23 protein-coding genes are annotated in these 26,429 nt (G+C 70.9%); 2 read left to right on the forward strand and 21 right to left on the reverse strand.

Annotation, left to right across the window (positions count from 1 at the left end):
- Positions 1-17 precede the first annotated feature (17 nt).
- The 6 genes from JHN63_RS08295 to JHN63_RS08320 all read right to left on the reverse strand — a co-directional run bounded on the left by JHN63_RS08295 (position 18) and on the right by JHN63_RS08320 (position 5,248).
- The gene (locus JHN63_RS08295) at positions 18-1,148 is read right to left on the reverse strand and encodes an aromatic ring-hydroxylating dioxygenase subunit alpha (protein ID WP_200678412.1); all 1,131 of its coding nucleotides are present in this window, start codon (positions 1,146-1,148) and stop codon (positions 18-20) included.
- Between the two features lie 76 nt (positions 1,149-1,224).
- Positions 1,225-2,394, reverse strand: a complete 1,170-nt coding sequence (locus JHN63_RS08300; RefSeq protein WP_200678414.1) for an NAD(P)/FAD-dependent oxidoreductase — start codon at positions 2,392-2,394, stop codon at positions 1,225-1,227.
- Positions 2,391-2,753, reverse strand: a complete 363-nt coding sequence (locus JHN63_RS08305; RefSeq protein ID WP_019069625.1) for a bifunctional 3-phenylpropionate/cinnamic acid dioxygenase ferredoxin subunit — start codon at positions 2,751-2,753, stop codon at positions 2,391-2,393. The genes JHN63_RS08300 and JHN63_RS08305 overlap by 4 nt, the downstream gene beginning before the upstream one ends.
- Before the next feature lie 159 nt (positions 2,754-2,912).
- Positions 2,913-3,542, reverse strand: a complete 630-nt coding sequence (locus tag JHN63_RS08310; protein ID WP_200678416.1) for an MBL fold metallo-hydrolase — start codon at positions 3,540-3,542, stop codon at positions 2,913-2,915.
- Positions 3,542-4,627 carry an S-(hydroxymethyl)mycothiol dehydrogenase gene (locus tag JHN63_RS08315; RefSeq protein ID WP_200678418.1) on the reverse strand — a complete coding sequence of 362 codons (1,086 nt, stop codon included), beginning with the start codon at positions 4,625-4,627 and terminating at the stop codon, positions 3,542-3,544. The genes JHN63_RS08310 and JHN63_RS08315 overlap by 1 nt, the downstream gene beginning before the upstream one ends.
- Before the next feature lie 132 nt (positions 4,628-4,759).
- A complete protein-coding gene (locus tag JHN63_RS08320) occupies positions 4,760-5,248 on the reverse strand; it encodes a TetR/AcrR family transcriptional regulator (RefSeq protein ID WP_200678448.1) in 489 nt (162 codons plus the stop codon).
- Positions 5,249-5,432: 184 nt separating this feature from the next.
- Here JHN63_RS08320 and JHN63_RS08325 point away from each other — a divergent pair, with 184 nt between their 5' ends.
- Together JHN63_RS08325 and JHN63_RS08330 are read left to right on the forward strand one after the other, a co-directional pair.
- A complete protein-coding gene (locus JHN63_RS08325) occupies positions 5,433-6,875 on the forward strand; it encodes an aldehyde dehydrogenase (protein WP_200678420.1) in 1,443 nt (480 codons plus the stop codon).
- 179 nt (positions 6,876-7,054) lie between these two features.
- Entirely contained in the window at positions 7,055-7,783 is a 729-nt protein-coding gene (locus tag JHN63_RS08330) for a phosphatase PAP2 family protein (RefSeq protein ID WP_234476301.1), read from the forward strand.
- Between the two features lie 81 nt (positions 7,784-7,864).
- Here JHN63_RS08330 and JHN63_RS08335 read toward each other — a convergent pair whose 3' ends face one another.
- From JHN63_RS08335 to JHN63_RS08405, 15 genes are read right to left on the reverse strand one after another with little or no spacing between them, the layout of a single operon-like run.
- The gene (locus tag JHN63_RS08335) at positions 7,865-9,196 is read right to left on the reverse strand and encodes a glutamate-1-semialdehyde 2,1-aminomutase (RefSeq protein ID WP_200678422.1); all 1,332 of its coding nucleotides are present in this window, start codon (positions 9,194-9,196) and stop codon (positions 7,865-7,867) included.
- Positions 9,197-9,203: 7 nt separating this feature from the next.
- Positions 9,204-9,755 carry a dTDP-4-dehydrorhamnose 3,5-epimerase gene (rfbC, locus tag JHN63_RS08340; RefSeq protein ID WP_200678423.1) on the reverse strand — a complete coding sequence of 184 codons (552 nt, stop codon included), beginning with the start codon at positions 9,753-9,755 and terminating at the stop codon, positions 9,204-9,206.
- Positions 9,752-10,978, reverse strand: a complete 1,227-nt coding sequence (locus tag JHN63_RS08345) for a polysaccharide pyruvyl transferase family protein (RefSeq protein WP_200678424.1) — start codon at positions 10,976-10,978, stop codon at positions 9,752-9,754. Before JHN63_RS08345 ends, rfbC begins: the two co-directional genes overlap by 4 nt.
- Positions 10,975-11,922, reverse strand: a complete 948-nt coding sequence (locus JHN63_RS08350; RefSeq protein WP_200678425.1) for a glycosyltransferase family 2 protein — start codon at positions 11,920-11,922, stop codon at positions 10,975-10,977. The genes JHN63_RS08345 and JHN63_RS08350 overlap by 4 nt, the downstream gene beginning before the upstream one ends.
- Positions 11,919-13,214, reverse strand: a complete 1,296-nt coding sequence (locus JHN63_RS08355; RefSeq protein WP_200678426.1) for a hypothetical protein — start codon at positions 13,212-13,214, stop codon at positions 11,919-11,921. Before JHN63_RS08355 ends, JHN63_RS08350 begins: the two co-directional genes overlap by 4 nt.
- The gene (locus JHN63_RS08360) at positions 13,211-14,485 is read right to left on the reverse strand and encodes a DUF4910 domain-containing protein (RefSeq protein ID WP_200678427.1); all 1,275 of its coding nucleotides are present in this window, start codon (positions 14,483-14,485) and stop codon (positions 13,211-13,213) included. Before JHN63_RS08360 ends, JHN63_RS08355 begins: the two co-directional genes overlap by 4 nt.
- Entirely contained in the window at positions 14,482-15,507 is a 1,026-nt protein-coding gene (locus JHN63_RS08365) for an NAD(P)-dependent oxidoreductase (protein WP_200678428.1), read from the reverse strand. The genes JHN63_RS08360 and JHN63_RS08365 overlap by 4 nt, the downstream gene beginning before the upstream one ends.
- Positions 15,508-15,513: 6 nt before the next feature.
- Positions 15,514-16,161, reverse strand: coding sequence for a PIG-L deacetylase family protein (locus JHN63_RS08370; RefSeq protein WP_200678429.1), 648 nt, complete (start codon positions 16,159-16,161; stop codon positions 15,514-15,516).
- Positions 16,158-16,952, reverse strand: coding sequence for a sugar phosphate nucleotidyltransferase (locus JHN63_RS08375; protein ID WP_200678430.1), 795 nt, complete (start codon positions 16,950-16,952; stop codon positions 16,158-16,160). Before JHN63_RS08375 ends, JHN63_RS08370 begins: the two co-directional genes overlap by 4 nt.
- Entirely contained in the window at positions 16,949-18,202 is a 1,254-nt protein-coding gene (locus JHN63_RS08380; protein WP_200678432.1) for a class I SAM-dependent methyltransferase, read from the reverse strand. The genes JHN63_RS08375 and JHN63_RS08380 overlap by 4 nt, the downstream gene beginning before the upstream one ends.
- A complete protein-coding gene (locus JHN63_RS08385; RefSeq protein ID WP_200678434.1) occupies positions 18,199-19,440 on the reverse strand; it encodes a glycosyltransferase family 4 protein in 1,242 nt (413 codons plus the stop codon). The genes JHN63_RS08380 and JHN63_RS08385 overlap by 4 nt, the downstream gene beginning before the upstream one ends.
- Before the next feature lie 2 nt (positions 19,441-19,442).
- A complete protein-coding gene (locus tag JHN63_RS08390; protein WP_200678435.1) occupies positions 19,443-20,732 on the reverse strand; it encodes an O-antigen ligase domain-containing protein in 1,290 nt (429 codons plus the stop codon).
- Positions 20,725-22,272 (reverse strand): right-handed parallel beta-helix repeat-containing protein, encoded by a 1,548-nt coding sequence (locus JHN63_RS08395; RefSeq protein WP_200678450.1) that lies wholly within the window; start codon positions 22,270-22,272, stop codon positions 20,725-20,727. Before JHN63_RS08395 ends, JHN63_RS08390 begins: the two co-directional genes overlap by 8 nt.
- Positions 22,269-24,236: an alginate lyase family protein gene (locus JHN63_RS08400; RefSeq protein ID WP_200678436.1), complete on the reverse strand. Its 1,968-nt coding sequence runs from the start codon at positions 24,234-24,236 to the stop codon at positions 22,269-22,271. Before JHN63_RS08400 ends, JHN63_RS08395 begins: the two co-directional genes overlap by 4 nt.
- Positions 24,233-26,422, reverse strand: coding sequence for a bi-domain-containing oxidoreductase (locus JHN63_RS08405; RefSeq protein WP_200678437.1), 2,190 nt, complete (start codon positions 26,420-26,422; stop codon positions 24,233-24,235). The genes JHN63_RS08400 and JHN63_RS08405 overlap by 4 nt, the downstream gene beginning before the upstream one ends.
- Between the last annotated feature and the right edge of the window lie 7 nt (positions 26,423-26,429).

A 26,429-nucleotide genomic window follows, 5' to 3' on the forward strand; every position in this document is an offset into this window, starting at 1 on the left:
GGGCTACTTGAGCCGAGTCACCCCGGGTTGATCCCCAGGCGCTCGTTCACCCAGTCGTGGAAGGCGCCGATGTGGTGCTCGCTGGGCACCAGCACCCCGCCCTTGGCGTACATCCGGGAGCTCATCCCGGGCTGCGTGCGCTCGCACGCCTCGAAGTCCTGGCGGTTGACCCGGTCGAAGAGTTCCACGGACCGGCTGACGTCCTTGCCGCTCTCGACGACGTGCGGGAGGTAGAGCCAGTCGCACTCGACGATCGTGCGGTCGACGGCCACCGGGTACATCCGGTGGAAGATCACATGGTCGGGCACGAGGTTGATGAACACCTGCGGCTTGATGGTGATCGCGTAGTAACGGCGGTCCTGGTCCTCGCTCACCCCGGGAATCCGGTCGAGCCCCTCCGAGCCGTCCACGGTGAATCCCTGGACCTCCTCACCGAACTCCGCGCCGTGGCCGACGTAGTACTGGGCCGCGTAGCCGTCCGCGAACTCCGGGAGCACCTCGGTGAGTTCGGGGTGGATCGTGGCGCAGTGGTAGCACTCCATGAAGTTCTCGATGATGAGCTTCCAGTTGGCCTTCACGTCGTAGACGATGCGCTTGCCCACCGAGAGGTGGTCGATGTCGTAGTGCTCCAGGGACTCCACGTCGCCGAGCCGGGTGACGACCTCGCTGATGACGTCCTCGTCGAACGACGGTGGGTTCTCCGCCAGGTTGACCCACACATAGCCGAGCCATTCCTGGACGGCGACGCTCACCAGCCCGAACTCGGTGCGGCCGACGTCCGGCATCTTGGTGAGGTTGGGCGCCGCCACGAGCTTGCCGTTCAGGTCGTACGTCCAGGCGTGGTACGGGCATTGGAAGGCGCGTTTGACCTCGCCGGTCTCCTCGGTGCAGAGCTTGGCGCCCCGGTGCCGGCACACGTTGAAGTAGGCGCGTATCGAGTTGTCGCGGGCCCGCGTGATGAGGATGCTCTCGCGGCCCACGTCGACGGTCCGGAAGGCGCCCGGTTTGGCGAGTTCGGAGGAGCGCACGGCGCAGAACCACATCGTCTCGAAGATGCGTTCCTGTTCCTGGGCGAAGATGCCCGGGTCCGTGTAGGAGGAGCCGGGCAGGGTGGCGATCAGGCTGTCCGGCAGGCTGGTCGAGGTCACAGTGCACTCCTCGGAGAACGTCGTGGATCGGTCATTCACGCGCCGGGACGAACGACTCCGGACGGCGTAGTTACGGTCAACTCACCGTGGCGGCAAGCTGTTTGCGCCACCGCATGAACAGCCGCGGCTGGTTCATCGCGAGCACGGCGACCGGCTGCCCGGCACACCGGTAGACGGCGAGGAAACTCCGGTCGCCCGGGGTGCCCTCCTCGACGGTCACACTGTCGGCACCGGCGGCGTGACCGGCGAACTGGATCTTCACGCCGTACTGGTCCGACCAGAAGTACGGCGGCCGCTGCGCTTCCGCCGCCACCGCACCCCACGACAACAGCGCGGCCACGGCCGCCTCGGGCCGCTCCCGCGCCCCGGTCCAGTGCTCGACCCGCCGATGCGAACCCGCCCGCGGGTCGTACCAGTTGGCACAGTCTCCTACGGCGACCACGCCGGCCAGACTGGTCCGGCCGTCGGCACCGCACTTGACGCCGTTGTCCAACTCGACGCCGGACCCTTCCAGCCACTCGACGCACGGCCGCGCGCCGACACCGACAACGACCGTGTCCGCGGGGACGGTTCGCCCGTCCTCCAGCAGCACCGCGTCGACGCGGGCCTCCCCGCTCAGCCCCTTCACCCCGACACCGCACAACAGCCGTACGCCGTGGGCCTCGTGGAGGGCGGAGACGATCCCGCCCATGGTCTCGCCGAGCGGTCCCGCGAGGGGGGTCGGTGCGGCCTCGATCACCGTGACGTCGAGTCCGAGGGCGTAGGCCGTGGAGGCGACCTCGGCGCCGATGAAGCCGCCGCCGATCACCACCAGCCGTCCGCCCAGGGCGAGTTCGTCGCGCAGGGCGCGGGCGTCGTCCAGGGTGCGCAGGGTGTGCACCCCGGCCAGTCCGTCCGTGCCGGGCAGGTTACGCGCCACCGCGCCCGTCGCCACGACGACTCCGTCGGCCCGCACCTCCCGGCCGTCGTCGAGGAGCAACACCCGCTCCGCGCCGTCGACTTGGAGCCCGACGGCGCGGGCACCCAGCAGCCACTCCGCGCTCAGGTCCTCGTCGTCCGACTCCAGCAGGAGATCGTCCTCGGCGAGGGTCCCGGCGAGGAACTCCTTGGACAACGGCGGTCTGTCGTACGGGCGATGGGGTTCGTCGCCGATGACGACGAGCCGTCCGTCGTAGCCCTGTCTCCGCAGTGAACGTGCCGCCGAGAGGCCTGCCAGCGAGGCGCCCACCACGGCCACGGTCCTCACGCGGGTCCTCCGGCGAGCCGGGACGCGACGCAGGGCGGCAGGTTCGGGGCGTCCGTGGACGGCACGACGTAGATCATGCCGTCCTGGACGAGCACCTCGTGGGTCCGCACCGGGCGCTTGGCCGGCGGGGCGTCGACCGCTCCCGTCCGCAGGTCGAACTTCGAAGCGTGCAGCGGGCATTCCACCTCGCAGCCCTCCAGCCAGCCGTCCGCGAGCGAGGCGTCCTGGTGGGTGCACGTGTCGTCGATGGCGAAGACCTCGCCGTCGTCGGTGTGGAACACCGAAACCGGCGGATCGATGTCGAGCCGGTAGGCCTCGCCTCGCGGCAGATCCACGAGAAGGCACGCGGGAATCATCATGACACCTCGGTGCGTATAGCGAAACGGATTGCGGTAAGCGCAACGTCAGTTTGAGGGCGGCCCCAAACCGTTGTCAAGGTGTTCAGAGGCCAGGCGGAGCCCTGACCCAGTGTTGCTTTTCACGCAACATCGTGCGCCATCAGCAACACCGGGCAGTGGTCAGAACCCGCGGTCGATCCACTCCTGAAGATGCGGCGCCTCGGCGCCGACGGTGGTCGTGTCCCCATGACCGGTGTATACGACGGTGCCGCCCGGCAGCCCGAGCAGCCGGTCCCGGATCGAGTCGACGATGGTCGGGAAGTGGGAGTACGACCGTCCCGTGGCCCCCGGCCCGCCCGCGAAGAGCGTGTCACCGCTGAAGAGGGCGTTCAGGGCGGGCACGTGCAGACAGACGGCTCCGGGCGCGTGTCCGGGCGTGTGCAGAACCCTGAGGTCGGCATCCGCGACCTCGATCACCTGGCCGTCGGCGAGATGTGCGTCGGGGTCGCGGTCGGGGTGGGTCTGCTTCCACAGCGGCAGGTCGTCGGCGTGGAGCAGGATCGGAGCACCGGTGCGGTCGGCGAGTTCGGGTGCCGCGTCGATGTGGTCGTTGTGCGCGTGGGTGCAGATGATCGCGGTCAGGCGGCGGTCGCCGATCGCCTCCGCGATGGCGTCGGCGTCGTGCGCGGCGTCGATGACCACGACCTCGTGGTCGTCGCCGACGATCCACACGTTGTTGTCGACGTCCCAGGTGCCGCCGTCGAGCGTGAACTGCCCTGAGGTGACGAGGCGTTCGATGCGCGCGCTCATCAGAAGACCACCACCGAACGCAGCACGTCGCCGCCGTGCATCCGCTCGAAGGCCTTCTCGACGTCCTCCAGCTCGATGGTCTCGGTGACGAACGCGTCCAGATCCAGCCGCCCCTGGAGATAGAGGTCGATCAGCATCGGGAAGTCACGGGAGGGCAGACAGTCGCCGTACCAGGACGACTTGAGCGAGCCACCGCGTCCGAAGACGTCCAGGAGCGGGAGTTCGAGCTTCATCTCCGGGGTCGGCACACCGACGAGGACGACCGTGCCCGCCAAGTCGCGTGCGTAGAAGGCCTGTTTGTACGTCTCCGGGCGGCCGACCGCCTCGATGACGACATCGGCGCCGAAACCACCGGTCAGCTCGCGGATCGCCTCGACGGGATCGGAGGCCTTGGAGTTGACCGTGTGGGTGGCCCCCATGGAGCGGGCCTTCTCCAGCTTCCGGTCGTCGATGTCCACCGCGATGATCCGCGCCGCACCGGCGAGCCGGGACCCGGCGATCGCCGCGTCACCGACACCACCGCAGCCGATGACCGCGACCGTGTCACCGCGCCCGACGTTGCCGGTGTTGATCGCGGCGCCGATGCCGGCCATCACGCCACAGCCGAGCAGCCCGGCGGCGGCAGCCGATGCGGCCCGGTCGACCTTGGTGCACTGTCCGGCCGCGACCAGGGTCTTCTCGGCGAAGGCGCCGATGCCGAGGGCGGGAGAGAGTTCGGTGCCGTCGAGCAGGGTCATCTTCTGCTTCGCGTTGTGGGTGTTGAAGCAGTACTGCGGCCGGCCGCGTCGACAGGCGCGGCAGTTCCCGCACACGGCACGCCAGTTGAGGATCACGAAGTCACCGGGGGCGACATCGGTGACACCCTCGCCGACCGACTCCACGACGCCCGCGGCCTCGTGGCCGAGCAGGAAGGGGAAGTCGTCGTTGATGCCGCCCTCGCGGTAGTGCAGATCGGTGTGGCAGACCCCGCACGCCTCGACCTTCACCAGCGCCTCACCCGGGCCGGGGTCGGGGACGAGGATCGTCTCCAGGCTGACGGGGGCGCCTTTCCCCCGCGCGACGACAGCACGGACCTGGTGCGTCATGGCCACTCCTCCGCTGATGAGAAACCCTGAGCAGAACGTTGCTCATTACGGCACGCTTCGCGCGTGCCGCAACACAGCATCACGGAGGGCGGAACGGGGGTCAAGGACGGGGACCGGCGCGCACCACCGGCATCACCGCCCGCCGAGCCCCCGTAGAAAGGTGTCGACGACCATGTCGGCCGCCTGGGCCGCGCCGAGTTCGGGCAGTTGCTGCGAAGCCAGGTGCATGAGCTGCGGCAGCAGTGAACTCGCCCATGCGGTCGGGACGTCGGCGCGCAGGAGCCCCTCGCCGGTGGCGCGTTCCAGGAAGGTGTCGACCTCGCGGATCAGGGCGTCGCGCCGGTCGCGGATCGTCTCGTCGGCCTTCATCCGGGTGAGCTCCACGGGCCACGTGCGATTGACGCCGATGATCCCCTCGACGTAGCGGTGCAGGGCCACGGCGACCGGCGCCTCACGCAGCCTGGCGTCCTCGACGGCCCGCTCGATGGCCTCGACGCGCGCCTCGTAGATGGCCGCCAGCAGTTCCTCGCGGGAGGCGAACCGCCGGTACACGGTGCGCCGGTCGACACCGGCCTCGGCGGCGATGGCGGCGATGCTCGCGCCCGGATCGGCGGCGAGCATGCGCGCTCCGGTCGTCAGGACGGCTTCGAGGTTGCGTACGGCGTCGGCTCTCACAGGGCGAAGCATAGCCCGGCATGTGGAACCTAGTCCGGCTAGAGACTCACAACTGAGGCCTCCCAATATCTAAGTGCTACATTGAAGTGACAGATAACGAGACCGCCTCTCATCCCTCGGGAGCGAGCACATGATCACCTACGACCGACTCTTCATCGCGGGTTCGTGGACCGTGCCGAGCAGCCCGGAGCTGCTGGACATCCGGTCGCCGCACGACCGGACGGTGATCGGCCGGGCCGCGCAGGCCCGCCCCGCCGACGTGGACCGGGCCGTGGCCGCCGCCCGCGCGGCCTTCGACGAAGGCCCCTGGCCGCGTACGGCACCCGCGGAACGCATCGCCGTCGTACGACGGCTCGACGCGCTGCGCGAGGCCGACGCGGAGAAGATCGCGGGGCTGATCTCGGCGGAGAACGGTTCGGCCGGGTGGTTCACGCTGGCCGGGCAGCCGGGGCTCGGCCGGCAGGCGGCCGCCTATCTCAAGGCGGCGGAGGAGCTCGGTTGGGAGGAGATCCTGGCCCCGTCCGACCCCGACTCCCCCACCCGGAGCGTGCTGCGCCGCGAGCCCATCGGTGTCGTGGCCGCCGTCATTCCGTGGAACTCCCCGTTCTCCGCGGCCCTGGCCAAGGTCATCCCCGCGCTGCTGGCCGGGAACACGGTCGTCCTCAAGGTGTCCCCGGAGAACTCGCTGAGCATGGGACTCCTCGCCGAACTGCTGGAGCGGGCCGGTCTGCCGGAGGGCGTGATCAGCGTCCTTCCCGCCGACCGGGAGACCAGTGAGTACCTGGTGTCGCACCCCGACGTGGACAAGATCGCGTTCACCGGGTCGACCGGGGCCGGCCGCAGGATCGCGTCCGTCGCGGGCGAGCAGTTGAAGCGGGTCAGCCTGGAACTGGGCGGCAAGTCGGCCGCCGTCGTCCTCGACGACGCCGACGTCGAACAGGCCGTCCAGGGGCTGAAGTTCGCGTCCCTGCTGAACAACGGCGAGGCCTGCATCGCGCAGACCCGGGTCCTCGCACCGCGCGCCCGCTACGAGGAGGTCGTGCTGGCCCTCAAGCACCTCGTCGAGTCCCTCAAGGTCGGCGACCCGAGCGACCCCGACACCTTCATCGGCCCGATGGTCCGCCCCGACCAGCAGCAGCGCGTGCGCGACTACATCGAGCTGGGCATCAAGGAAGGCGCGCGGCTGGTCACCGGCGGCCCCCAGGTTCCGCCCGGCCTCGACGGCGGCAACTACGTCACCCCGACCGTCTTCGCCGACGTGGACAACGCGATGCGGATCGCCCAGGAGGAGATCTTCGGCCCGGTCCTCGTCGTCATCCCCTACGACGGGGAGGACGACGCCGTACGGATCGCCAACGACTCGCAGTACGGCCTCTCCGGCGGAGTCTGGTCCGCCGACCGGGCCCGGGCGCTGGCCGTCGCCCGCCGTCTGCGCACCGGCACGGTCACCGTGAACGGCGCGCCCATCGCCTTCGACGGTCCTTTCGGGGGCTACAAGGCGAGCGGGATCGGCCGGGAGTACGGCGCGGTCGGGCTCGCGCAGTATGTGGAGTACAAGACCGTCACTCTGTGAACTGGCGCTCTGGGGGCGGGCGTTGCTGTCCGGCGGTGGCCTCCGCACAGGAGGCGATCAGCGCGCGCAACGCGAGACTTCAGGCCATCGCCACCCGATGCCCGGCCCTCGGGGGTCCGCGATCGTGTACGGATAGAGTGCTGAGGGCTCGTGAATGGGACACGACGAGGGGGCTCGCGTTGGATCGTCCGGCAGGAGAGGGCCTGGAGGCCGACCCCGTGGGTGGGGCGTCGGTGCTGCCCCCGCCACTGCGCCCCCGGCTCGCCCTGATCGCGGTCCTCGCCGCGCTGGTGGTCGTCGCGCTCGGGGTCATGTACTCCGGCCACAGCGCACCCGGTGCGGTGGACAGGTGGATCTTCCCTCCGACGGCGGACAGTGTGCGGGCGCCGTGGCGCCAAGTCGCCCTGGCTCTGGACTTCTTGGGGGAACCCGCGGGATCGGCGATGGTGATCGTGGCCGGTGTGGTGGGCTGTCTGCTGATGCGGCGGCCCCGTGCGGCCGTGCTCGTCCTGGCCGGGGCCGGGGCGACCGTGGGGACGACCACGCTGCTCAAGCATCTGGTGGGACGGACCATCCACGGGCCCGGCAACCTGTCCTACCCGAGCGGGCACACCGCCTTCGCCACCGCGCTCGCCCTCATGACGGCGCTGTTCGCGACGGACCGGCTCGGCCTCGGCAGGACGGCCGGTACGTCACTCGTGCTCGGGGCGGGGCTGGTGGCCGGCACGATCATGGGCTGGGCGGAGGTCGGTCTGGGCGCGCACTACCCGACCGACGCCCTCGGCGGCTGGTGCACCGCGCTCGCGGTGATCCCGGCGACCGCGTGGCTGGTCGACCGGACCGCCGACCGGCTGGGCGATCGGACGTCCGGTCGGACGGTCGACGCCGGTCGGCGCGAGCCCAACTGACATCACCCCACCGGTCGGCGCAAGCCCGCTGACATCACGCCACGCCGGTCGGCTCGCCCCCGCCGACATCACGTCATCGCGTCACGCCAGGCGGCGGAACACCGGCTTCACGGGGCGTCCGAGCAGCCAGGGCGTGGGGTCGCTGGCGTCCAGTGCCTTCCGGTACACCGCGCACGCCTGGGCCACCACGTCGACGGTGCGGTCGATGTCCTCGTCGTCGAGCGCGCTGCTCACCACGAAGGACGGGGCGAGCACTCCGCCCGCGAGGAGCCGGCGCAGGAACAGGGTGCGGTACTGCTGCGACGGTTGCAGGTCCTCGTCGAGGGTGGCGAAGACCAGGTTGCTGGCCCGGCCCCGGACGACGACGTGGTCGCCGACGCCCATGGCCGCCGCCGCGTCGCGGACACCGGCGGCCAGCCGCTCCCCGAGCGCGTGCAGCCGCGCGGTGATGCCCTCCTCGACATACGTCGTCTGTACGGCCATCGCGGCGGCCAGGGAGTGGGTCTCCGCGCCGTGTGTGGTGGACAGCAGGAACACCCGGTCGTGGGCGCCGGAGTCGCGCAGCCCGCCCCGCTCCATCAGGTCGCGGCGCCCGGCCAGCGCGGAGACGGCGAATCCGTTGCCCAGTGCCTTGCCGAACGTGGAGAGGTCGGGGACGACGCCGTAGAGGCCCTGTGCGCCCGCCTCGGACCAGCGGAAGCCGGTGATCATCTCGTCGAAGATCAGGACGCAGCCGTGTCGGTCGGCCAGTTCGCGCAGGCCGGCGAGGTAGCCGGGCGGCGGCTCGGTGTGGGTGGCGGGCTCCAGGATCAGGCAGGCGATCTCGTCCGGGTACCGGGCGAGCATCTCCTCCGTGGCGGCCAGGTCGCCGTAGGGGAAGGTCGCGATGAGGTCGGTGGTCGTCGTAGGGATGCCGGCGGACATCGGGGTGGTGCCGATGAACCAGTCGTCGACGGAGAAGAACGGATGGTCGGAGCAGAGGGCCACCCGCGTGCGGCCGGTGGCGGCGCGGGCGAGGCGTACCGCGGCGGAGGTGGCGTCGGAGCCGTTCTTCGCGAACTTGACCATCTCGGCGGTCGGCACGGTGGCGAGGAAGCGTTCGGCGGCCTCGACCTCCACGATGGACGGCCGGACGAAGTTGCTGCCGCGGCCGAGTTCCCGCCGTACCGCCTCGATCACGCGCGGGTGGGCGTGACCGAGGCTGACCGACCGCAGGCCGGAGCCGTACTCGATGTAGCGGTTGCCGTCTACGTCCCATACGTGGGCACCGCTGCCGTGGCTGATGACCGGGGCCAGGTTCTCCGGGTACTGGTCGTCGCCCTTGGCGTAGGTGTGAGCGCCCCCGGGGATCATGGCGTGCAGCCGCTCGTTGGCTGTCCGCGACAGGGGCAGGTCAAGCACTTCGGTGTCCACGAGGACCTCAACTTTCTCTGTGCTTCAGGACCTCGGCGAGGCTCGGCGCCTCACGGTCCCGTTGGGACATCAGTGCAACCGGCAGCGGCCAGGGAATGGCCAGCTCCGGGTCGTCGAACGCGATGGTCACGTCCTCGGTCGGATCGTGCGGGCGGTCGATCCGGTACGAGGTGTCGGCGATATCGGTCAGTGCCTGAAAACCGTGCGCGCATCCCGCGGGAATGTAAAGAGTTGGCTGTGATTCTCCTGTGAGTTCAAAGGAAGTCCAATGGCGGTACGTCGGGGAATCCGGCCGCAGGTCCACGACGACGTCGAAGATCCGCCCGTACGAGCACCGCACCAACTTGGCCTCGCCCGCGCCGGATCGCAGGTGCAGGCCGCGCACCACGCCCCGGACCGAGCGGGACAGGCTGTCCTGGACGAAGGCGTTCGGGTCCAGGCCCACCGAGCGGACCACGTCGGTGTCGAACGTGCGGCAGAAGAAGCCGCGTTCGTCGGTGTACGGGGTCGGTTCGAAGAGGAACGCGCCCGCGATCTCCGGGACTTCGGTCGCTTTCATGGAGCCTTCCGCAAGGTGGGGTCGGTCGCGGGGAACACGGCCGCGGTCAACGAGCTGAACTGGTCCTGGAGTTGGCGGGCGGCGGCCTGGTTCCGCTCGACGAGGGTCTGCCGCAGTTCGGGCGCCCGCTTCTCCAGCGCCCGGAATTGCTCCAGCAACCGGTCGGCGTCGACCTCGCGCGCCGGGTGGCAGTACGCGCCGAGGCCCATCCGGTCCATGAGCGCGTCGCTCTTCGCCGCGTAGCTGAGCGCGAGCACCGGTGTTCCGGTCTTCAGCGCGCAGATCAGGTTGTGGTACCTGACCGCCACCACGGTGTCGGCGGCCGTCATCTCCTTCATCAGGTCGTCCAGGGAGGTCGGTTCGGCCGCGGTGACCAGCGGGGAGTCCACCGCTTCGAGGATCGCGGCGACCACCGTGGCGTCGCACCGGTCGCCGGTGAGCAGCCGGATCGGCCTGCCCTCCTCGACCAGGGTGCGGACGAAGCGGATCGTGCCGTCGAGATAGCGGCCGTAGATCTCGTCGGCGCGGGCGCGGTCGTCGTTGCCGCCGTGGAAGTCCATGACGCCGACGCAGACCGTGCCCGGCGCGTCCGAGGGTTCGCTCGCGGGTGGCGACGGGAGGGAGAAGGCGAGGTCCGGATACACCTCGTCGCGTGCGGTGTCCACGCCCATCGCCCGCATCGCGTCCCGGGACTGGGCGTCCCGGTAGGAGCGGTAGGCGGCCAGACGGCCCGACCAGCGGACCAGGGCGCGGGTGGGCCGGTTGCGGATCTCTGCGGCGCCGACGCTGACCAGCGCGACCTTTGTCCGCGTCAACTTCCCGCTCGCGCAGAGCAGGAACAGCGAGTACGGGAAGCCCCAGGGCCGGAGCGGCAGGGTGGCTTCCAGGACGCCCATGCCCGGCACGATCACCACGTCGTGGCGGCGTACCCAGGCGGCGGTGCGGAAGATGTCGACGAACTTGCCCAGGCCCTTCGCCGCGATCGAGCCCAGGCGGGACGCGGTGCGGTACTCGGCGCGGTTCCAGTGCATGCGGGTGGCCGGGATCCCGAACCGGGCCGTCACGGCCTCGGGTCCGCCGCAGAAAGCGTCCACGACCGCGTCGGGGTGGTCGGTACGGAGGTGGCCGAGGACGGCTTCGAGCGATCCGTCGTTGCCGAGGTTGCCGGAGCCGAGGAGGCCGAACACCCCGACGCGCACCGGTCGTTGGGGCGCGGACGTCATGCCTGCCTCCCCTCGCGGCCGGCGACGAGGGCGTCCACGGAGACCGTGAGCTGGGCCGGGTCGACGGGGGCGCGGTCCTCGACCCGCTCGCCGGCGCCGGGCCGGACCCGGCTGGTCATCCAGGAGGCCAGGTGGCGGTAGCAGGCGCGCCGGTCGGCCGGGGACAGCGGGGCCCGTCGGATCGAGGAGGCGAAGCCCCAGACGTACTCGGCGAGCAGCCGGGGCGTCGGGTGCAGCAGACCTGCCCGGCGCGGGTCCAGGTTGACGCACCGGGAACGCTTGGACGGGTTCGCCCGCTCGGCGCGGGTGGGGTGGTCGCGGCGGAAGTAGAGCAGTTCCGGCACCTGGTGGAAGCGCCCGTGCAGGGTGATCTCGGCGACGTACGTCCGGTCCGCGTGGTGATAGCTGTCCATCGGCTTCACCCGGCGCAGCACGTCGGCCCGTATGACGCCGTAGAAGTCGTCGCCGCCCGGCTCGAACAGCAGGCTGCGGAAGCGCTCCGGCGCGCTCGGGGAGCCGGTGGCGAGCGTGTACTCGTAGGGCACCGTCACCTGTCCGTCGCCGTCGATGACCGCCTGGTCGGTGTGGGCGAGGATGACGTCCGGCCGCTCGTCCAGTGCCTCGATGCAGCGCGTCAGCAGGTCGCGGCCGTAGAGGTCGTCGTGCGAGGCCCACTTGAACAACTCGCCGCGGGACTCGGCGAAGACGTGGTTGTGGTTCGGGGTGGCGCCGATGTTGCGGGGCAGCCGGAGGTAGCGGATGCGGGAGTCCTGCGCGGCGTACTTGCGGCAGATGGCCTCGGTCCCGTCGGTCGAGGCGTTGTCGGAGACGACCAGTTCGAAGTCCTCGTAGGTCTGGCCGAGGAGGGCGTCGAACGACTCGGCCAGGTACTCCTCGCCGTTGTACACGGGCAGGCCGATGCTCAGCCGCGGTCGGTCGGTCATGAGGTCCTCACTTCGGGGATGGGTTCGCGGTGGCGCTCGCGCAGGGCGGCGCGCAGTTGCAGCCACCACACGGCCGAGCCGCTGATGGTCGCGGCGGCGACGCCCCAGGCCGAGCCGGACGTGCCGCCGAGGGCCGCGCCACCGAGCCCGCCGCCGACGTAGCAGGTGGAGGCGAACAGTTGGCAGCGCAGGCTGCGGCGGGCCGCGCCGAGCGCGCGCAGTCCGGCCGCGGCGCCGGTGCCGAGGCCCGCTCCCGCGACGCTGAGGGTGATCTGCACGATGAGGTGCGAGGAGGAGTGCCAGACGTCGCCGAGCGCCAACTCGCCGAGCCGGCCCGGCATCAGCAGCAGTGCCGAGCCCCAGAGCAGCGCTCCGGTGGCCTGTCCCCCGCCGAGGAAGAGGCAGAACCTGCCCAGTCGGTGCGGGGCCTGCCGCAGCACGCGGGCCGCCTCGGGGACGGTCACCAGGGACAGCCCCATCAGTACGGCGAGGAAGGGGCCGAGGAGGAGTTCGGCACCGCGCACCGCGCCCACCGCGCTCACTCCGACGATCGCGCCGAGGCCGTACGCCCGGAGCTGGCTCGCGCCGCTGAGGCTGACGTTCTCGACGAGGTACCGGTAGCCGAGGTCGCGCTGTTCGCGCAGCCAGCCGCGTGCCTCGGTCATCCGGGGGCGGATGCCGGACTGAACGCAGCCGTAGCCCGCCGCGACCGTGGCGGACGCGCCCCAGGCGAGCACGAAGGCGGCCACGGTGTCGACATGGGCCGCCACCACCATGGCGGGGATCAGCGCGACGCCCCACACGATGTCGTTGACGAACGCCTTGCGCCCGTCTCCGGCCGCGAAGAACGAGAACCGCCAGGCGTCCTGGAGCAGCAGACCCGGCATCATCAGACCGAGCGCGGCGAACGCGGGCCCGACCCGGCCGCCGAGCCCGAGCCCGGCCGCCAGGCACAGCACGCCGAGGGCCGTGCCGACGCAGAGCGCGGTACCCGTCGAGCGGGCCACCGCCCCGCGCCAGGACGCCTGGGGCACTCCGCTGAAACGGACCACGAGCGGGTCGGTGGCCAGGCCGCGGGAGACGTTGAGCACCACGCCGTAGGTCACCCAGGCGAGGCTGAACACGCCGAACGCGGTCACCCCGAGGGAGCGGGCGACGTAGATGCCCACCGCGAAGTTGCTGATGCTGGAGGCCGCCTGGTCGGCCAGTCCCCAGGAGAGCCGGCCGACGAGGGCCCGCTTGGCGGACCGAACCGGCGCCGCCTTCTCCCCGTCGGTGGTCATCGGTGTCATGTCTTGATCAGACCTGCCTCGTGCAGGGCGTCGGCCGCACCGGCGACGCTGGCGAACGGCAGCCCGGACCGCTCGGCGACGTCCAGCAGACTGTGCTCGCCGTCGGAGAGGTTGAGCACCCACAGCATGGCCATCTGCGCCTGCTTGGTGTCGCTGCGGCCGCCGAGCGCGTCGTACAACCCGCGCCGGCCCAACTGCGGTTCGCCGTAAGGGCTGAGGTTGAGGTAGCGCCGGTTGCGGTCGAGAACGGCGAACGCCTCGCGGCAGACGGCGAGGGTGTCGGCCATCGCCTCCGGGGAGACGAAGTCCGGGTTGTCCGCCGAGGTGTGGTACTCGGGGTACCCGGCGTACGGGGTCCGGCTGAGCGAGCCCACGCCGAGGTTGAACCCGGGTGAGCAGTACTGCCGCTCGTCGTAGCCGTACGGGGTGAACTCGTTGATGTGGTGCGGTCGTTCGGACGCGGTCAGTACATGTTGCAGCACGCGGTCGATCTCCGCGTCGCCGCGTCTGCTTTGTTTGTACGTCAGTTGACCCGTGTCTCCGGCGCAGGCCAGCACGAGGCCGTGCTTGACCCGGTCGATCCGTTCCGCGTTGCGGGCCAGCCAGGTGATCGCCCCGATGGTGCCGGGCGCGTAGATGAACCGGTAGGTGTAGTACGGCGTTTGCTGGGCCAGCGCGCGGGCGAGGAAGGTCGCGACCGCGATGCCGGCCAGGTTGTCGTTGGCCAGCGACGGGTGGCAGGTGTGGCAGGAGACGATGACCTCGTCGGCCACCTGCCCGGGGACCACGTGCTCGGCGTAGGTGAGATGGCCGTCCGCGAGGGTGGAGTCGATCCGCACCTCGTAGTCGCCGTCGGGCAGCGCGTCCAGGGTGTCCTGGGCCAGGCAGAAGCCCCACTCCGGCTTGTAGTAACTCGTGCGGTACGGCACCCAGTTCGGGTGCTCCGGCAGCGTGTGCAGGTGTGCGCGCAGCTCGGTGAGCGGCATGGTCCGCGACACCGGGACGCTGTAGCCGAGCACGTGCAGGCTGGACTCGGCGAAGTCGACGACCCTCCGGCCGGTGCTGTCGGCGATGTACGCGTCCCGGATGTTCCACTCCTGCGGAACGGTCCAGTCGAGGACCTGGGTCCCGGTCGGCACCTCGTGCACGGTCAGCGGGAGGTACTCGCCGACGATGTCCAGGGTGGCGCGCACACCGTCGCCGGTGATGCTCCGGCAGAGCGGGTACAGCCGCTCCACCAGCGCGTGCATCTCCTCGCCGACTTCGGTCATCGGCGCCACCGCAGGGTGTCGTCGACGGTGCCGGCCTCGGACGCCGCCTTGAGGACGGCGAGACGGGTGAAGCGCTGCTCGAAGTCCTCCCGGGTCAGGTCGAACTTCCGGTAGGCGTCGGCGAGTTCGAGCGCGCCCTGCTTGACCGTCCACTCGCAGTCGAAGTCGGGGATCGCGGTGCGGAAGCGGGAGAAGTCCACCCGGTACGAGCGCGGATCGGCGCCGTTCTCCCCGGTGATCACGACCTTCGCGCCGGACACCGCCTCGGCGACCTGTTCGGCGATCTCGGCGACGGTGACGTTGTTGATCTCGCTGCCGATGTTGAACGCCCGGTCGTGGACCGCCTCGCGCGGTGCGGTGAGCGCGGCCGTGAAGGCCCGGGCGATGTCGGCGGCGTGCACCAGCGGGCGCCAGGGGGTGCCGTCGGAGAGGACCAGCACCTCGCCGGAGAGCAGCGCGTGGCCCACCAGGTTGTTCAGCACGATGTCGGCGCGCAGCCGGGGCGAGTAGCCGAACGCGGTGGCGTTGCGCATGAACACCGGGGTGAAGTCGTCGTCGGCCAGCGCGTGCACGTCGTCCTCGACCCGCACCTTGGACTCCGCGTACGGCGTCACGGGGCGCAGCGGGGCGTCCTCGGTGACCAGGTCGTCGCCGCCCGAGGCGCCGTAGACGGAGCAGGTCGACGCGTAGAGGAAACGGCCGACTCCCGCGTCGCGGGCCAGCTTTGCCAGGCGTACGGACGCGTGGTGGTTGATGTCGTAGGTGAGTTCCGGGGCCAGCGAGCCGAGCGGGTCGTTCGACAGCGCGGCCAGGTGGATCACGGCGTCGAACCCGGCCACGTGCTCGGCGGTGAGGTCGCGCAGGTCCACCCGCACGCCCGGCGGGTCGGCGGGCTGCGGGCCGAGGACGGAGGCGGCGAACAGGCCGGAGTCGAGGCCGACGACCTCGTGTCCGGCGGCGGTGAGGATCGGTGCCATCACGGTGCCGAGATAGCCCTGGTGTCCGGTCAGAAGTACGCGCAAGGTGGTTCAACCCCCCAGGTTGAGCGTGAGTTTGGTGACGGCGAAGGCCTCGGCGTAGCGCGCGTGGCATTCGATACCGCGGATCCGGGCGAGGCCGAGGAAGGCCTCCCGGTCGTACCACGGGCGGTGGCGCTGCGAGGGGTAGTGCTCCTGCAGCAGGCGGACCTTCTCTTCGGCGGTCTCGGTCTCCAGCGGCTGGTAGGCCGCCGGTCGGCCGAGGTCGCCGTCCCACTTGACGATCTCGTAGCCGAGCACGAGGTGGTCGCGGAACGCCGTGGTCATCAGCTGCGCCAGGCCGCGGTGGTCCTGGTGGGCGTCGTCGGTGCGCGGCGCGAGGACCAACTCGGGCTCGGTCTGCGCGCGCAGTTCCTCGACGGCGGCCTTGGCCTCCTCCCAGTGCGCGGGCAGGCGGCCGTCGGGCAGCTTGTGCACGGTCAGCCGCAGGTCGGCGCCCGGACAGAAGGCGGTGAGCGCGGCCTGTTCCTCCTGCTCGCGCTCGCTGCCGCCGCCGGAGAGCACCAGCGCGTCGACACGGATGCCGGGCCGTGCCTGGCACAGCGTCAGCAGGGTGCCGCCGGCGCCGATGGCGATGTCGTCGCAGTGGGCGCCCACCGCCACGATCCGGTCGAGCGGACCGGCTCCGAGCCTGATCACGCACGCACCCCCGCGCTGTCCCGCTCCCACAAGGCCCACGGGCGTTCGCCCCGGGTGTAGGCCTCGTCGAGCGCGGCACGCTCCTTCACGGTGTCCGTCGGCTTCCAGAAGCCGCGGTGCTGGTGCGCCACCAGCCGCCCCTGCTTGGCCAGTTGGGCACATCCGTCGGCGACCAGGTCGCCGTTCTCCGGTATGTGGTCGAAGACCTCCTGGCGGAGCACGAAGTAGCCGCCGTTCTCCCACAGCGGCATGTCGCTCACCGCGGTGATGCCGCCCACCAGGCCGTCCTCGCCCAACTCCACGCAGTGGAAGGAGGATTGGGGCGGTACGACCATCATCGACGCGCCGGCGTCGCGCTGGGCGAACTTGTCGATCATCTCCGGCAGCGGGGCGTCGGTGAGCACGTCGGCGTAGTTGGCGAGGAACATCTCGTCGCCGTCGAGGTGCTGGCGCACCCGGCGCAGCCGCTCACCGATGGGCGACTCGATGCCGGTCTGCGCGAAGGTGATCGTCCAGTCGGCGATGTCGGTGGAGAGCAACTCGGTCTGTCCGCCGCGCAGGACGAAGTCGTTGGACACCGTCTCCTCGTAGTTGAGGAAGAAGTCCTTGATGTGGTGGGCGCCGTAGCCCAGGCACAGGATGAACTCCTTGTGCCCGAAGTGCGCGTAGTAGCGCATGACGTGCCAGATCAGGGGTCTCGGCCCGACCATCGCCATGGGCTTGGGTACGTCGTCGGAGGTTCCGTTGCGCATGCGCATCCCGTAACCGCCGCAGAACAGGACGACCTTCATGCTGTGACCTCTTTCGACCGCTCGACCTCGACGATGCTCAGTTCCGGGATGGGGAAGACAAGTCGGCCGCCCCACTCGTGCACGTAGGCCAGTTGCTCGACCAGTTCGGCCCGCAGGTTCCACGGGAGGACGAGGACGTAGTCCGGCTTGTCGACCGCGATCTGCTCGGGCGGGAGGATCGGGATGCGGGTGCCGGGGGTGAACCGGCCGTGCTTGTACGGGTTGCGGTCGACCGTGTAGGCGAGCAGGTCGGGGCGGATGCCGCAGTGGTTGAGCAGGGTGTTGCCCTTGCCGGGGGCGCCGTAGCCGACGACCGTCTCGCCGCGGTCGGCCGCGTCGATGAGGAAGCGGAGCAGGTCCCGGCGGACCTTGGCGACCCGGGCGGAGAACTCGGTGTATCCGGCCAACTCCTGGAGCCCTGCGGCCTTTTCGCGCGCCAGTACGTCGGCCACTCGCTGCGAGGGCTCCCCCGCGACCTCGGCCGGGCGGGACCACAGCCTGATGGAGCCGCCGTGCGTGGGCACCAACTCGACGTCCACGAGCGTGAGTCCGCCGCTGGCGAGGGCCCGGATCGCGGAGGCGACCGTGTAGTACTGGAAGTGCTCGTGGTAGATCGTGTCGTACTGGTTGTCCTCGATCAGGGTCAGCAGGTGCTGCACCTCGATGGAGACCCAGCCGTCGTCGGCGACCAGGGCGCGCAGCCCCTGGGTGAAGCCGACCACGTCGGGGATGTGCGCGTACACGTTGTTGGCGACGACCAGGTCCGCCGGGCCGTGCTCGGCGCGGACGGTCGCGCCGGTGTCGGGGCTCAGGAAGTCCGTGAACGTGGGCACACCCGCCTCGCGCGCCGCGGCACCGACGTTCACCGAGGGCTCGATGCCAAGGCAGCGGATCCCCCGGTCCACCACGTGCCGCAGCAGGTAGCCGTCGTTGCTCGCGACCTCGACCACGAAGGAGTCGGTGCCGAGGCCGAGGCGCTCCACCGCGCCGTCGACGAAGGTGCGCGCGTGCTCCACCCAGGAGGTCGAGAAGGAGGAGAAGTACGCGTACTCCTTGAACGTCTCCTCCGGCGTGATCAGCGGCGGTATCTGCGCCAGCCAGCAGTCCGTGCAGACCCGCAGATGCAGCGGGTACGCCGGTTCCGGCAGGTCCAGTCCGTCCGCGGCGAGAAAGCTCTCGCACGGCGGTGTCGCCCCCAGGTCGACGACGCTCGCCATCGCTTCCGAGCCGCAGAGTCGGCATCGTGTCATGTGCTGTCCCCATCCCCCCTGCTCGCGTGGGTGTCCCCACCGCGAGCCAGTGCCGACCGCCCCGCGATCGCGGTGCGGTACTCCTCCAGCAGGCGCTCCAGGCCGACGGCCGGGCTGAATCCCTGCTCGTAGCGGTGCCGGGCCGCCCGGCCCATCTCCCGGTTGTGGTCCGGGTCGTTCGCGATCCGGCGGATGCCGGACGCGAGCGAAGCGGCGTCCCCCGGCTGGTGCAGCAGGCCGGTGACGCCGTCCTCGACGAGTTCGACGAAGGCGCCGTGACCGGCGGCGACGGTCGGCACCCCGGCCGCCATCGCCTCCACGACCACCAGGCCGAACGCCTCCAGCCAGGTCGAGGGCGCCACCACGGCGACCGACCGTGCGATGGCCTTGCGGCACTCCGCCGGGTCCAGCAGGCCGACGTAGCGCACGTCGTCACGGCCCGCCGCCCAGGCGGTGACCTCTTTCTCCAGCGGCCCGGTGCCGGCGATCGCGAGCGGGACGCCCACACCGCCGCTCGCCGCGATCTCGTCCCACGCGGCCATGAGCAGCCGTACGCCCTTGGCCTCCGCGAGCCGGCCGAGATAGAGCACCTGCTCGCCCCCGCCCTCCCGGCGGATGTCGGGTTCGGGGACGAAGTTGTGCTTCACCGCGAGGCGTTCGGCCGGCATGCCGGAGCGCACCAGGACGTCGCGCTGCGCGGCGGAGATGCACAGGAAGCGCTCCACGCCGGTCCACCAGCGCTTCCGGTTGACCGACAGGCTGACCGCGAGCGGCACGGTCGCGAGGCTGGAGTTGCGGTAGCAGCCGTGCCGGACGGCGGGCAGCGGGGTCGAGCCGACGCACTCGGTGCACGGGCGGCCGTCCCGCTGGAGCGTGCCGGGCGGGCAGACCTGCGTGTAGTTGTGCAGCGTGGCGACGGCGGGTACTCCGGCGTCGGCGCAGGCGGCGAGGACCGCGGGCGACAGGAGCGGGAACACGTTGTGGACGTGCACCACGTCCGGTCGCTCGGCGCGCAGCTTGGCGGCGAGTTCCTTGCGTACCGCCGGGTTCCACGGCACCAGGAGCGGCACCGCGACCTTGCCCAGGAGGGAGCGGGCGCCGATGTCGTCGCTGCGCCGCTCGAAGAGCTCGACCCGGTGGCCGGCCGCGCGCAGCAGCGCCACCTCCTGGTCGACGACGTTGTTCTCTCCACTCGGCTGCGCCGAGTTGTAGCGGTTGTGCACCACGAGAACGTGCATGTTCAGCGCACCTCCGATCTACGGGCCCAGCGCGGGACGTGCCGCCTGGGGGCCTCGGGCAGCGCGAGCGGAGCGGCCTGGACGGGGGCCGCCAACAGGGAGGCGGCCAGGGCCAGATGGAGCAGATACGGCGAGGCGTCGCCGAGGCCCGCCTCGGTGTACGAGGCGATCGCGCAGTAGCTGATCAGGAAGATCGCGCAGGCCCGCTGGAGCGACGGCGGGCGCAGCAGCGCGACCCCGCCCAGCACGACGATGATCGCGGCGACGAGGGTGACACCGATCAGGCCCTGTTCGTTGTAGACGGCCAGCCAGCTGTTGTCGATGGGCAGCCCGCCGAACGACTTGTCGCCCAGGCCCACGCCGAACGCCTTCTCCGCGGTCGACCGGGGCATGGACAGCAGGGCGTGCCAGACCTTGGCCCGTCCGGTGAGACTGGAGAAGTTCTCCTGGCTCTGGCCGCGCAGGAACCACGTCTGGAGCGCGGAGGCGAAGCCCACCGCGGCCACCACGGAGATCAGCACCGCCCAGGTGAAGAAACGGCGGGCCGCGGCGCTGGTCAGGACGAGCGAGCCGATCGCCAGCACCAGCCCGAGCAGCAGGCCGAGTGTGGCCGTCCGGGTGTGGGTCAGCGCGAGCAGCACCAGGGACGGCACGATGACCAGCACGGCGCTGGTCCGGTCGGTCCGTTTGCCGATGACGAGCAGCACGGTGAGCCCGATGATGACCGCCGCGTACTGCCCGATCTGCGGCGGGGTGAGCGGCCACAGCGCGCCGACGAGGCGTCCGCCGTAGAGGTCGGGCAGGGCTTTGCCCGGGGAGACGAGCAGGCCGAGGGCGACCGAGCCGAGGACCGCGTAGTACATCCGGATGTGGTGGCGGACGAACGTCAGACTGCCGTCCCACCAGCGGGTGAGCAGCCACAGCGTGCCGATGAAGAGGGCCAGCCGGAAGCAGCGGAACAGCGCGCCCGTCCCGGACTCCAGGCTCGCGCTGGAGATCACGCTCGACACCAGCAGCAGGGAGAGCAGCAGCACATAGGCGCTGGACCGGATGCGCACCCGTTGGTTGACCGCGAGCGCCAGCGCGAACGCGGCGACCAGCGAGCCCATGGTGACCATCTGGATGAGCGAGCGGGGCAGCGGGACGATGGTCTTCGCCCCGGCGGAGCCGAGCGTGTTGAGGACCAGCAGCCCCCAGACGATCCCGACGATCTTCGGTGTGCCGGCCGGGCGCGGTGCGGCGTCCGGCAGTGTCGCCGCCGTGTCCGGTCCGCGCGTCAGGTTCTCAGCCATCTCCACCACCGGCCTGGACGTCGAGGGTGCTGCCCTTGTCCTGCTGGTACGGCGCCGCCTGCCACTGCCCGAAGTCGAGCACCTTGCTCTGGTCCTCGACGACGAACTTCCACGGCCCGACGTAGACGTTGTCGTGCCAGCTGTTGTGCTGCTTCTCGGTGATCGCGTCGGCCACCCCTTCACCGTGGTAGGGCGACCAGTCCGGATAGGTGCCGTAGTTGGAGAGCACCGCCATCCGGTCGCACATCTCCGTGCACTTGACGACGGACTCGTTCAGCACGAAGCGGTTGTCGTGGATGTCCACCCACTGGGTCTTCCACCGGCAGTCCGAGTACAGCGGCGCCTTGGCGATCCCCGGTCGCACGCAGGTGCTCGTCTTCTTCACCAGCAGGGTGCAGTCGCCGGACGAGGTGTTGGCCGGGCTGTTGCAGAACCGGTCGGCGTTCTCCCACAGGGTGATCCCGGACCAGTTGTTCTCCAGGACGTTCCCGTAGATCTCGATCTTGTGGGTGCGGGCCTTGACCCGCGGTTCGCCGCCCGACTCGGACAAGTAGACGGTCGCGTACGGGAAGTTGTCGCCGCTGTCGGCCGCTTTCCGGCCCTCGACCCAGTTGTTCCGCCGGATCGTGTTGTCCCGGATGACCGCGTTGTAGCTCGTCTCGTAGATCAGCGCGGCACCGTCGTTGGCCTCGATCACGTTGTTCTCGATGAGGAAGTCGTTGTTGTTGGTGTCCGCCCACAGCCCGGTGCCGCGGTTGTCGTGCACCCAGTTGCCGCTGATCTCGGCGCCGTCGACCTCCCAGAACTTGATGCCTCCGGTGCAGCCGCAGCCCTTCTGCTTCCGCTCCCAGTCACCGGTGTTGTTGCCGACGATCTCGTTGCCCTCGACCACCAGGCCGGTGATACGGCCGTTGCCCTTGTAGGCGTTCATGCCGTACTGGCCGTTGTCGCGCAGGCAGTCGGCGCGGACCTGCTGGCGGGCGCCGGCCATCAGCCCGGCGCCGGCGTTGTCCTTGATCGTCGAGTGCTCGATGACCCATCCGTCGGCCGAGTCGTGGTTGACGACGCCCTCGTCCTGCGGCGCGACGAACCCCTGCACGGTGAGATAGCGGATGGTGACGTCGGCCGCGTTGCCGGCGAAGGCGTACTGGTTGACCTTGCGGCCGTCGAGCACCGCGCCGGGCGCGCCGATGTAGTGGTCCCCCTTCTTGGGGATCACCTGGGCATAGCGGTCCCGCTCGAGTCGGTGCGTGCCCGGCTTGAGCCAGAACGTGGTGTTCGGAGGGCTGTTCTTGGTCTTCGTCGCCAGATCGCCGACCACCTTGGGGTCCACGGTCACCGCGCCCGCCGGGGCCTTCGCCGGTCCGGCGCCGGGGTTGGCGCAGACCCGGGCCACGGTCCGGGCGGCGGACGTGGCCGTGGACGGTGCGGCGTTCGGCTTCGTGGTGGCCGCCGGGGCGCTCGACGTGCTGTCGCAGCCGGTCGCCGTCAGCAGGACCAGCGCCAGCGGTGCCACCGCCCACACCCGGTGCCGTCTCATGTTCCCCACGGGCCCCCCTGGCCCCGGAACCCGAGCACGGTGGTGAACCCGTCCGTGCCGTCGGCGAAACCGGTGCCGATCAGCGTGGTGGTGGGTTCCCTGCGCCCGAATCCGGCGGAGTACCAGCCCAGCGGCGGTTCGCTCTCACCGCGGTGCGCCCGCCAGGACAACTCCTGCGGCAGGTCGAGCACCGCGGAGCGCCCCTCGCCGTCCCGGATCCAGGTGAGCACCGCGCGGTGCCCCACCAGGTCCGCGGCGATCGCCGGACCGAGGTGGAACGCCAACCGCACGTCCCGGCGCGGGCCGGTCACCTCGTCGACGATCCTCAACTCCTGGCTCTCGGCCGTCAGTTCCACCCGGCGACGGTGCACCGAGCCCTGGTAGCCGTCGTGCTCGGCGGCCCAACGGGCCACCCCCGCACCGGAGTTGTCCACGTCCAGGACGCGGGTGCGGGCGTGCCGGGTCCACAGGAACGGCCCACCGGAGACGGACTGGTCGGCGCCGTCCAGCTCCAGGGTGTTGTGGCCGAGGGTCGAGCGGAAGTACCGCCGCCACTCGGGCTGCCCGTGGTAGCAGTACGTCCCCGGGTCGGCGAGCACGTCGATCCCGTCGTGCCGCACCTCCACGGACAGCGCGTCCGCGTGGGCGTGCGCGGCGATCGACAGGAAGCCGTGCGGACCGCCGTCGCAGCGGCACCAGATCTCCTCCGGACCGCGCAGGACGGTGAGCCCCGCGTCGGCGAAGCGGTCGGGCCTGGTCGCCGGGCGGGCGGTTCCGTCCTTCGTGTACGGCCGGATGAGCGCGGCCAGCAGCGGGGTGCGGACGTCGGTGCCGGTGACCGCCGGCCACCAGTCGAGCCGGCCGAACACGGCCTCGCCCGTTGCCAGCAGCGAGCCCCAGCGGTCGGTGCCCTCGCCGTCCAGGATCAGGCCGTATCCGTCGTCCGCGTCCCCCTGGCGGGGCGGTCGCAGCCGGTTGTCCACCACGGCCGCGAGCGCGTCGGTCATCCGCAGCAGCACCAGCCGGAGCGACTCGGGCACCGGCACGTCGGCGGCATCGGCCTCGGCCAGCGCGGCCAGGCCGAGTTCCAGCACGAGGCCGTGGTACTCGGTGGCCAGCTCGCGGTTGAGGCCGGAGTCGAAGGTGTTGGCACGCAGCTCCCGCTCCAGCGAGCGCAGCGCGTCCGATCGCCAACGCGCCGACGAGGGGAACCAGTTGAACGCGCAGGCCGCGGCGAACTGCCCGGCGGTCTCCGCGATGACGTGGTTGTTCGCCGAGGAGCCCCGGCTGGGGAAGGCGGCCAGCCAGCGCTGGTGGTGCCAGATCTGGTTCAGCGCGACCGGGTTGTCCTCGAACAGCTCGGCCGCGCCCGGCCAGCCGTCGAGCAGCCGGCGGACCCACACCCAGGACAGCAGCCGGATGCCCAGCTCGATGCCGCTGATCCAATGCACGCCTTGCAGCGGCGGGTTGGCCGCCCACCACGACCGCAGATGCGCGGCGACGCGCTCGGCGTACCGCTCGTCGCCGGTGACCGCGTAGGCGGCGGCGAGCACGGTGAGGTGCTGGTGCCGGGACGGCTCCCAGATCTGCTTGATGTCCCCGGCCACGTCCTCGTCGCGGTACGGCACGTCGAAGGCGTAGCCCGACGGGGCCCGGCGCCCGGTCTTCGGGTCGTAGGACCAGTCCGGGTCGATGAGGTCGTCGCGGGCCACCCCGAAGAACTCGGCGTGCCCGGCCATCAGTCGGTCCGCCTCGGCGACGAGCCGTTTCACGGCGTCCGGCGGCACCTCGGCGACCGTGCCCGCGAGCAGGACGGCGGTGAACCGGGCGCCGGTGACGGCCGGACAGTCGGGCGGCGCCGACCGCCAGCGCCGTCTGCGCACGGTGTCGCCCGCCCGGCCCGCGATCTCGCGCGGGCCCATCCGGGACAGCCGGCGCAGGTACCAGCCCGCGCTCATGGTCATGGTGTCCTCGCCAAGGTCACCGGCGCGCCGCCGGCCAGGCCGGCCTGCACGGCGAGGGTGGCCGCCGTGGTGGCGACCAGCGACTCCAGCGGCACCGGCATCGGCCCGCCGGTCCGAACGGCCTTGATGAACGCGGCCAGTTCGGCGTTCTGCCCCTTGTCCCGGGCCTTGGGCAGCCGCGAGCTGACCCACTTCTTATGGCCGTGGACCGAGGCACGGACGAAGTCGTCGAGCCGCAGGACCTTGCCGTCCCCGACCAGGTCCAGGGTCTCCTTGGGGAAGCCGGAGGCGCCGGTGGTGACGTAGCTGATGGTGGCGGTGGATCCGTCCGGGTAGCGCAGGACGACCTGGAGGTCCTCGTTGCCGGGTGCGGCCGTCGCGTACACGGAGACCGGGTCGGCTTCCAGGAGCCAGCTCGCCGTGTCGATGAAGTGGCCGCCCTCACCGGCGAACCGCGAGCCCTCGGCGCCCTGTTGGAGGTACCAGCTGCCGTGCTGGAGCTTGCCCGCGTTGACCAGGTAGCGCAGGCTCGCCGGACCGGTGCGGGCGCCGAACCACTCCTTGGCCTCCGTCAGCAGCGGTGCGAACCGGCGGTTGAAGCCCACCTGGAGGCGGTCGTTGCCGGACTCCTCCACCGCCGCGAGCACTCCGGCCAGTTCGTCCTCGGTGAGGGCCAGGGGCTTCTCCACGAACACGGTCTTGCCGGCCAGCAGCGCCTGCCGGGTCAGTTCGGCGTGCGAGCTGTGCCGGGTGACCACGAACACCGCGTCCACGGACTTGTCACCGAGGACGGCGTCGAGGTCGGTGGTCGCCTGCGCGAAACCGAACTTCCGCTGCGCGTTGGCCCCGGACAGCGCCGTCGTGGTCACGACGGTCGACAGCTCGACACCCTCGCGCCGGGCCAGATGGGGCAGCAGCATCGACGTCGCGTAGTTGCCCGCACCGACGAACGCGAGACGCACCGGACTCTTCGCGGACCGGGCCGGGGCGGACGTCCCCTCGCCGCGCCGGACCGCGGGCACGGCCACCGCCGGGGCCTCCGCCTCCCCCGCTTCCTCCGCCTGCTCGGGGTACCGGAACAGCACGGCCACGGCCTTCAGTTCGCCGTCCTTCAGCCGCTGATACGTCTCCACGGCGTCGTCGAAGTCGGCGATGTGCGAGACCAGGGGGTCCACGTCGACGCGGCCACGGGCGACCAGGTCGAGGAAGCACGCCAGGTTGCGGCGCTCGGTCCAGCGGACGTAGCCGATCGGGTAGTCGCGTCCCTCCAGCTCGTACGACGGGTCGTAGCGCCCGGGGCCGTAGGAGCGCGAGAAGCGGACGTCGAGTTCCTTCTCGTAGTACGCGTTCCAGGGCAGGTCGAGGCGGCACTTGCCGATGTCGACGACCCGGCCGCGGTCGCGGGCGAGGTGGGCGGCCAGTTCGACGGGCTGGTTGCTGCCACCGCCGGCGGCCAGGAACACCTGGTCCACGCCGTGGCCGTCGGTCAGTTCGGCTACGGCCGCTTCCACGGCGGCGGAGGCGGGGTCGCCGCAGGCAGCGGCGCCGAGGCGCTCGGCGAGTTCGCAGCGCGTCGGGTCCGGGTCGGCGCCGACCACGCGGACTCCGGCGGCGGTGAGGAGCTGGACCACGAGTTGGCCGATCAGGCCGAGGCCGATGACCAACGCGACCTCGCCGAGCTGCGGTTCGCCCTGGCGGACGCCCTGCATCGCGATCGAGCCGACGGTGCCGAAGGCCGCGTGCTGCGGCGCGAGGCCTTCGGGGACGGGGGCGTAGAGGTTCTTCGGCACCCAGTTCAGCTCGGCGTGCAGCGCGTGTTCGTTGCCCGCGCAGGCGACGAGATCGCCGACCTTCACGTCGTCGATCCCGGCGCCGACCTGCTCGACCACCCCGCACAGCGAGTAGCCCAGCGGGGTGTAGGAGTCCAGCTTGCCCATCACCTTGCGGTAGGTGGCGGGCAGTCCGTTCGTGGCCACGCTCTGCATGACCTTGGCCACCTGGTCCGGCCGGGAGCGGGCCTTGCCCAGCATCGACATGCCGGCCTCGGAGACCTTCATGAGCTCGGTGCCGGTGGATATCAGCGAGTAGGCGCTGCGCACCAGCACACCGCCCGGCTTGCACCCCGGTACCGGAACGTCGAGCACCGCCAGCTCGCCGCTCTTGTAGTTCTGTACAACCTGCTTCACCAGAACT

The organism is Streptomyces sp. MBT65 (assembly GCF_016612545.1).
GTDB lineage: Bacteria > Actinomycetota > Actinomycetes > Streptomycetales > Streptomycetaceae > Streptomyces.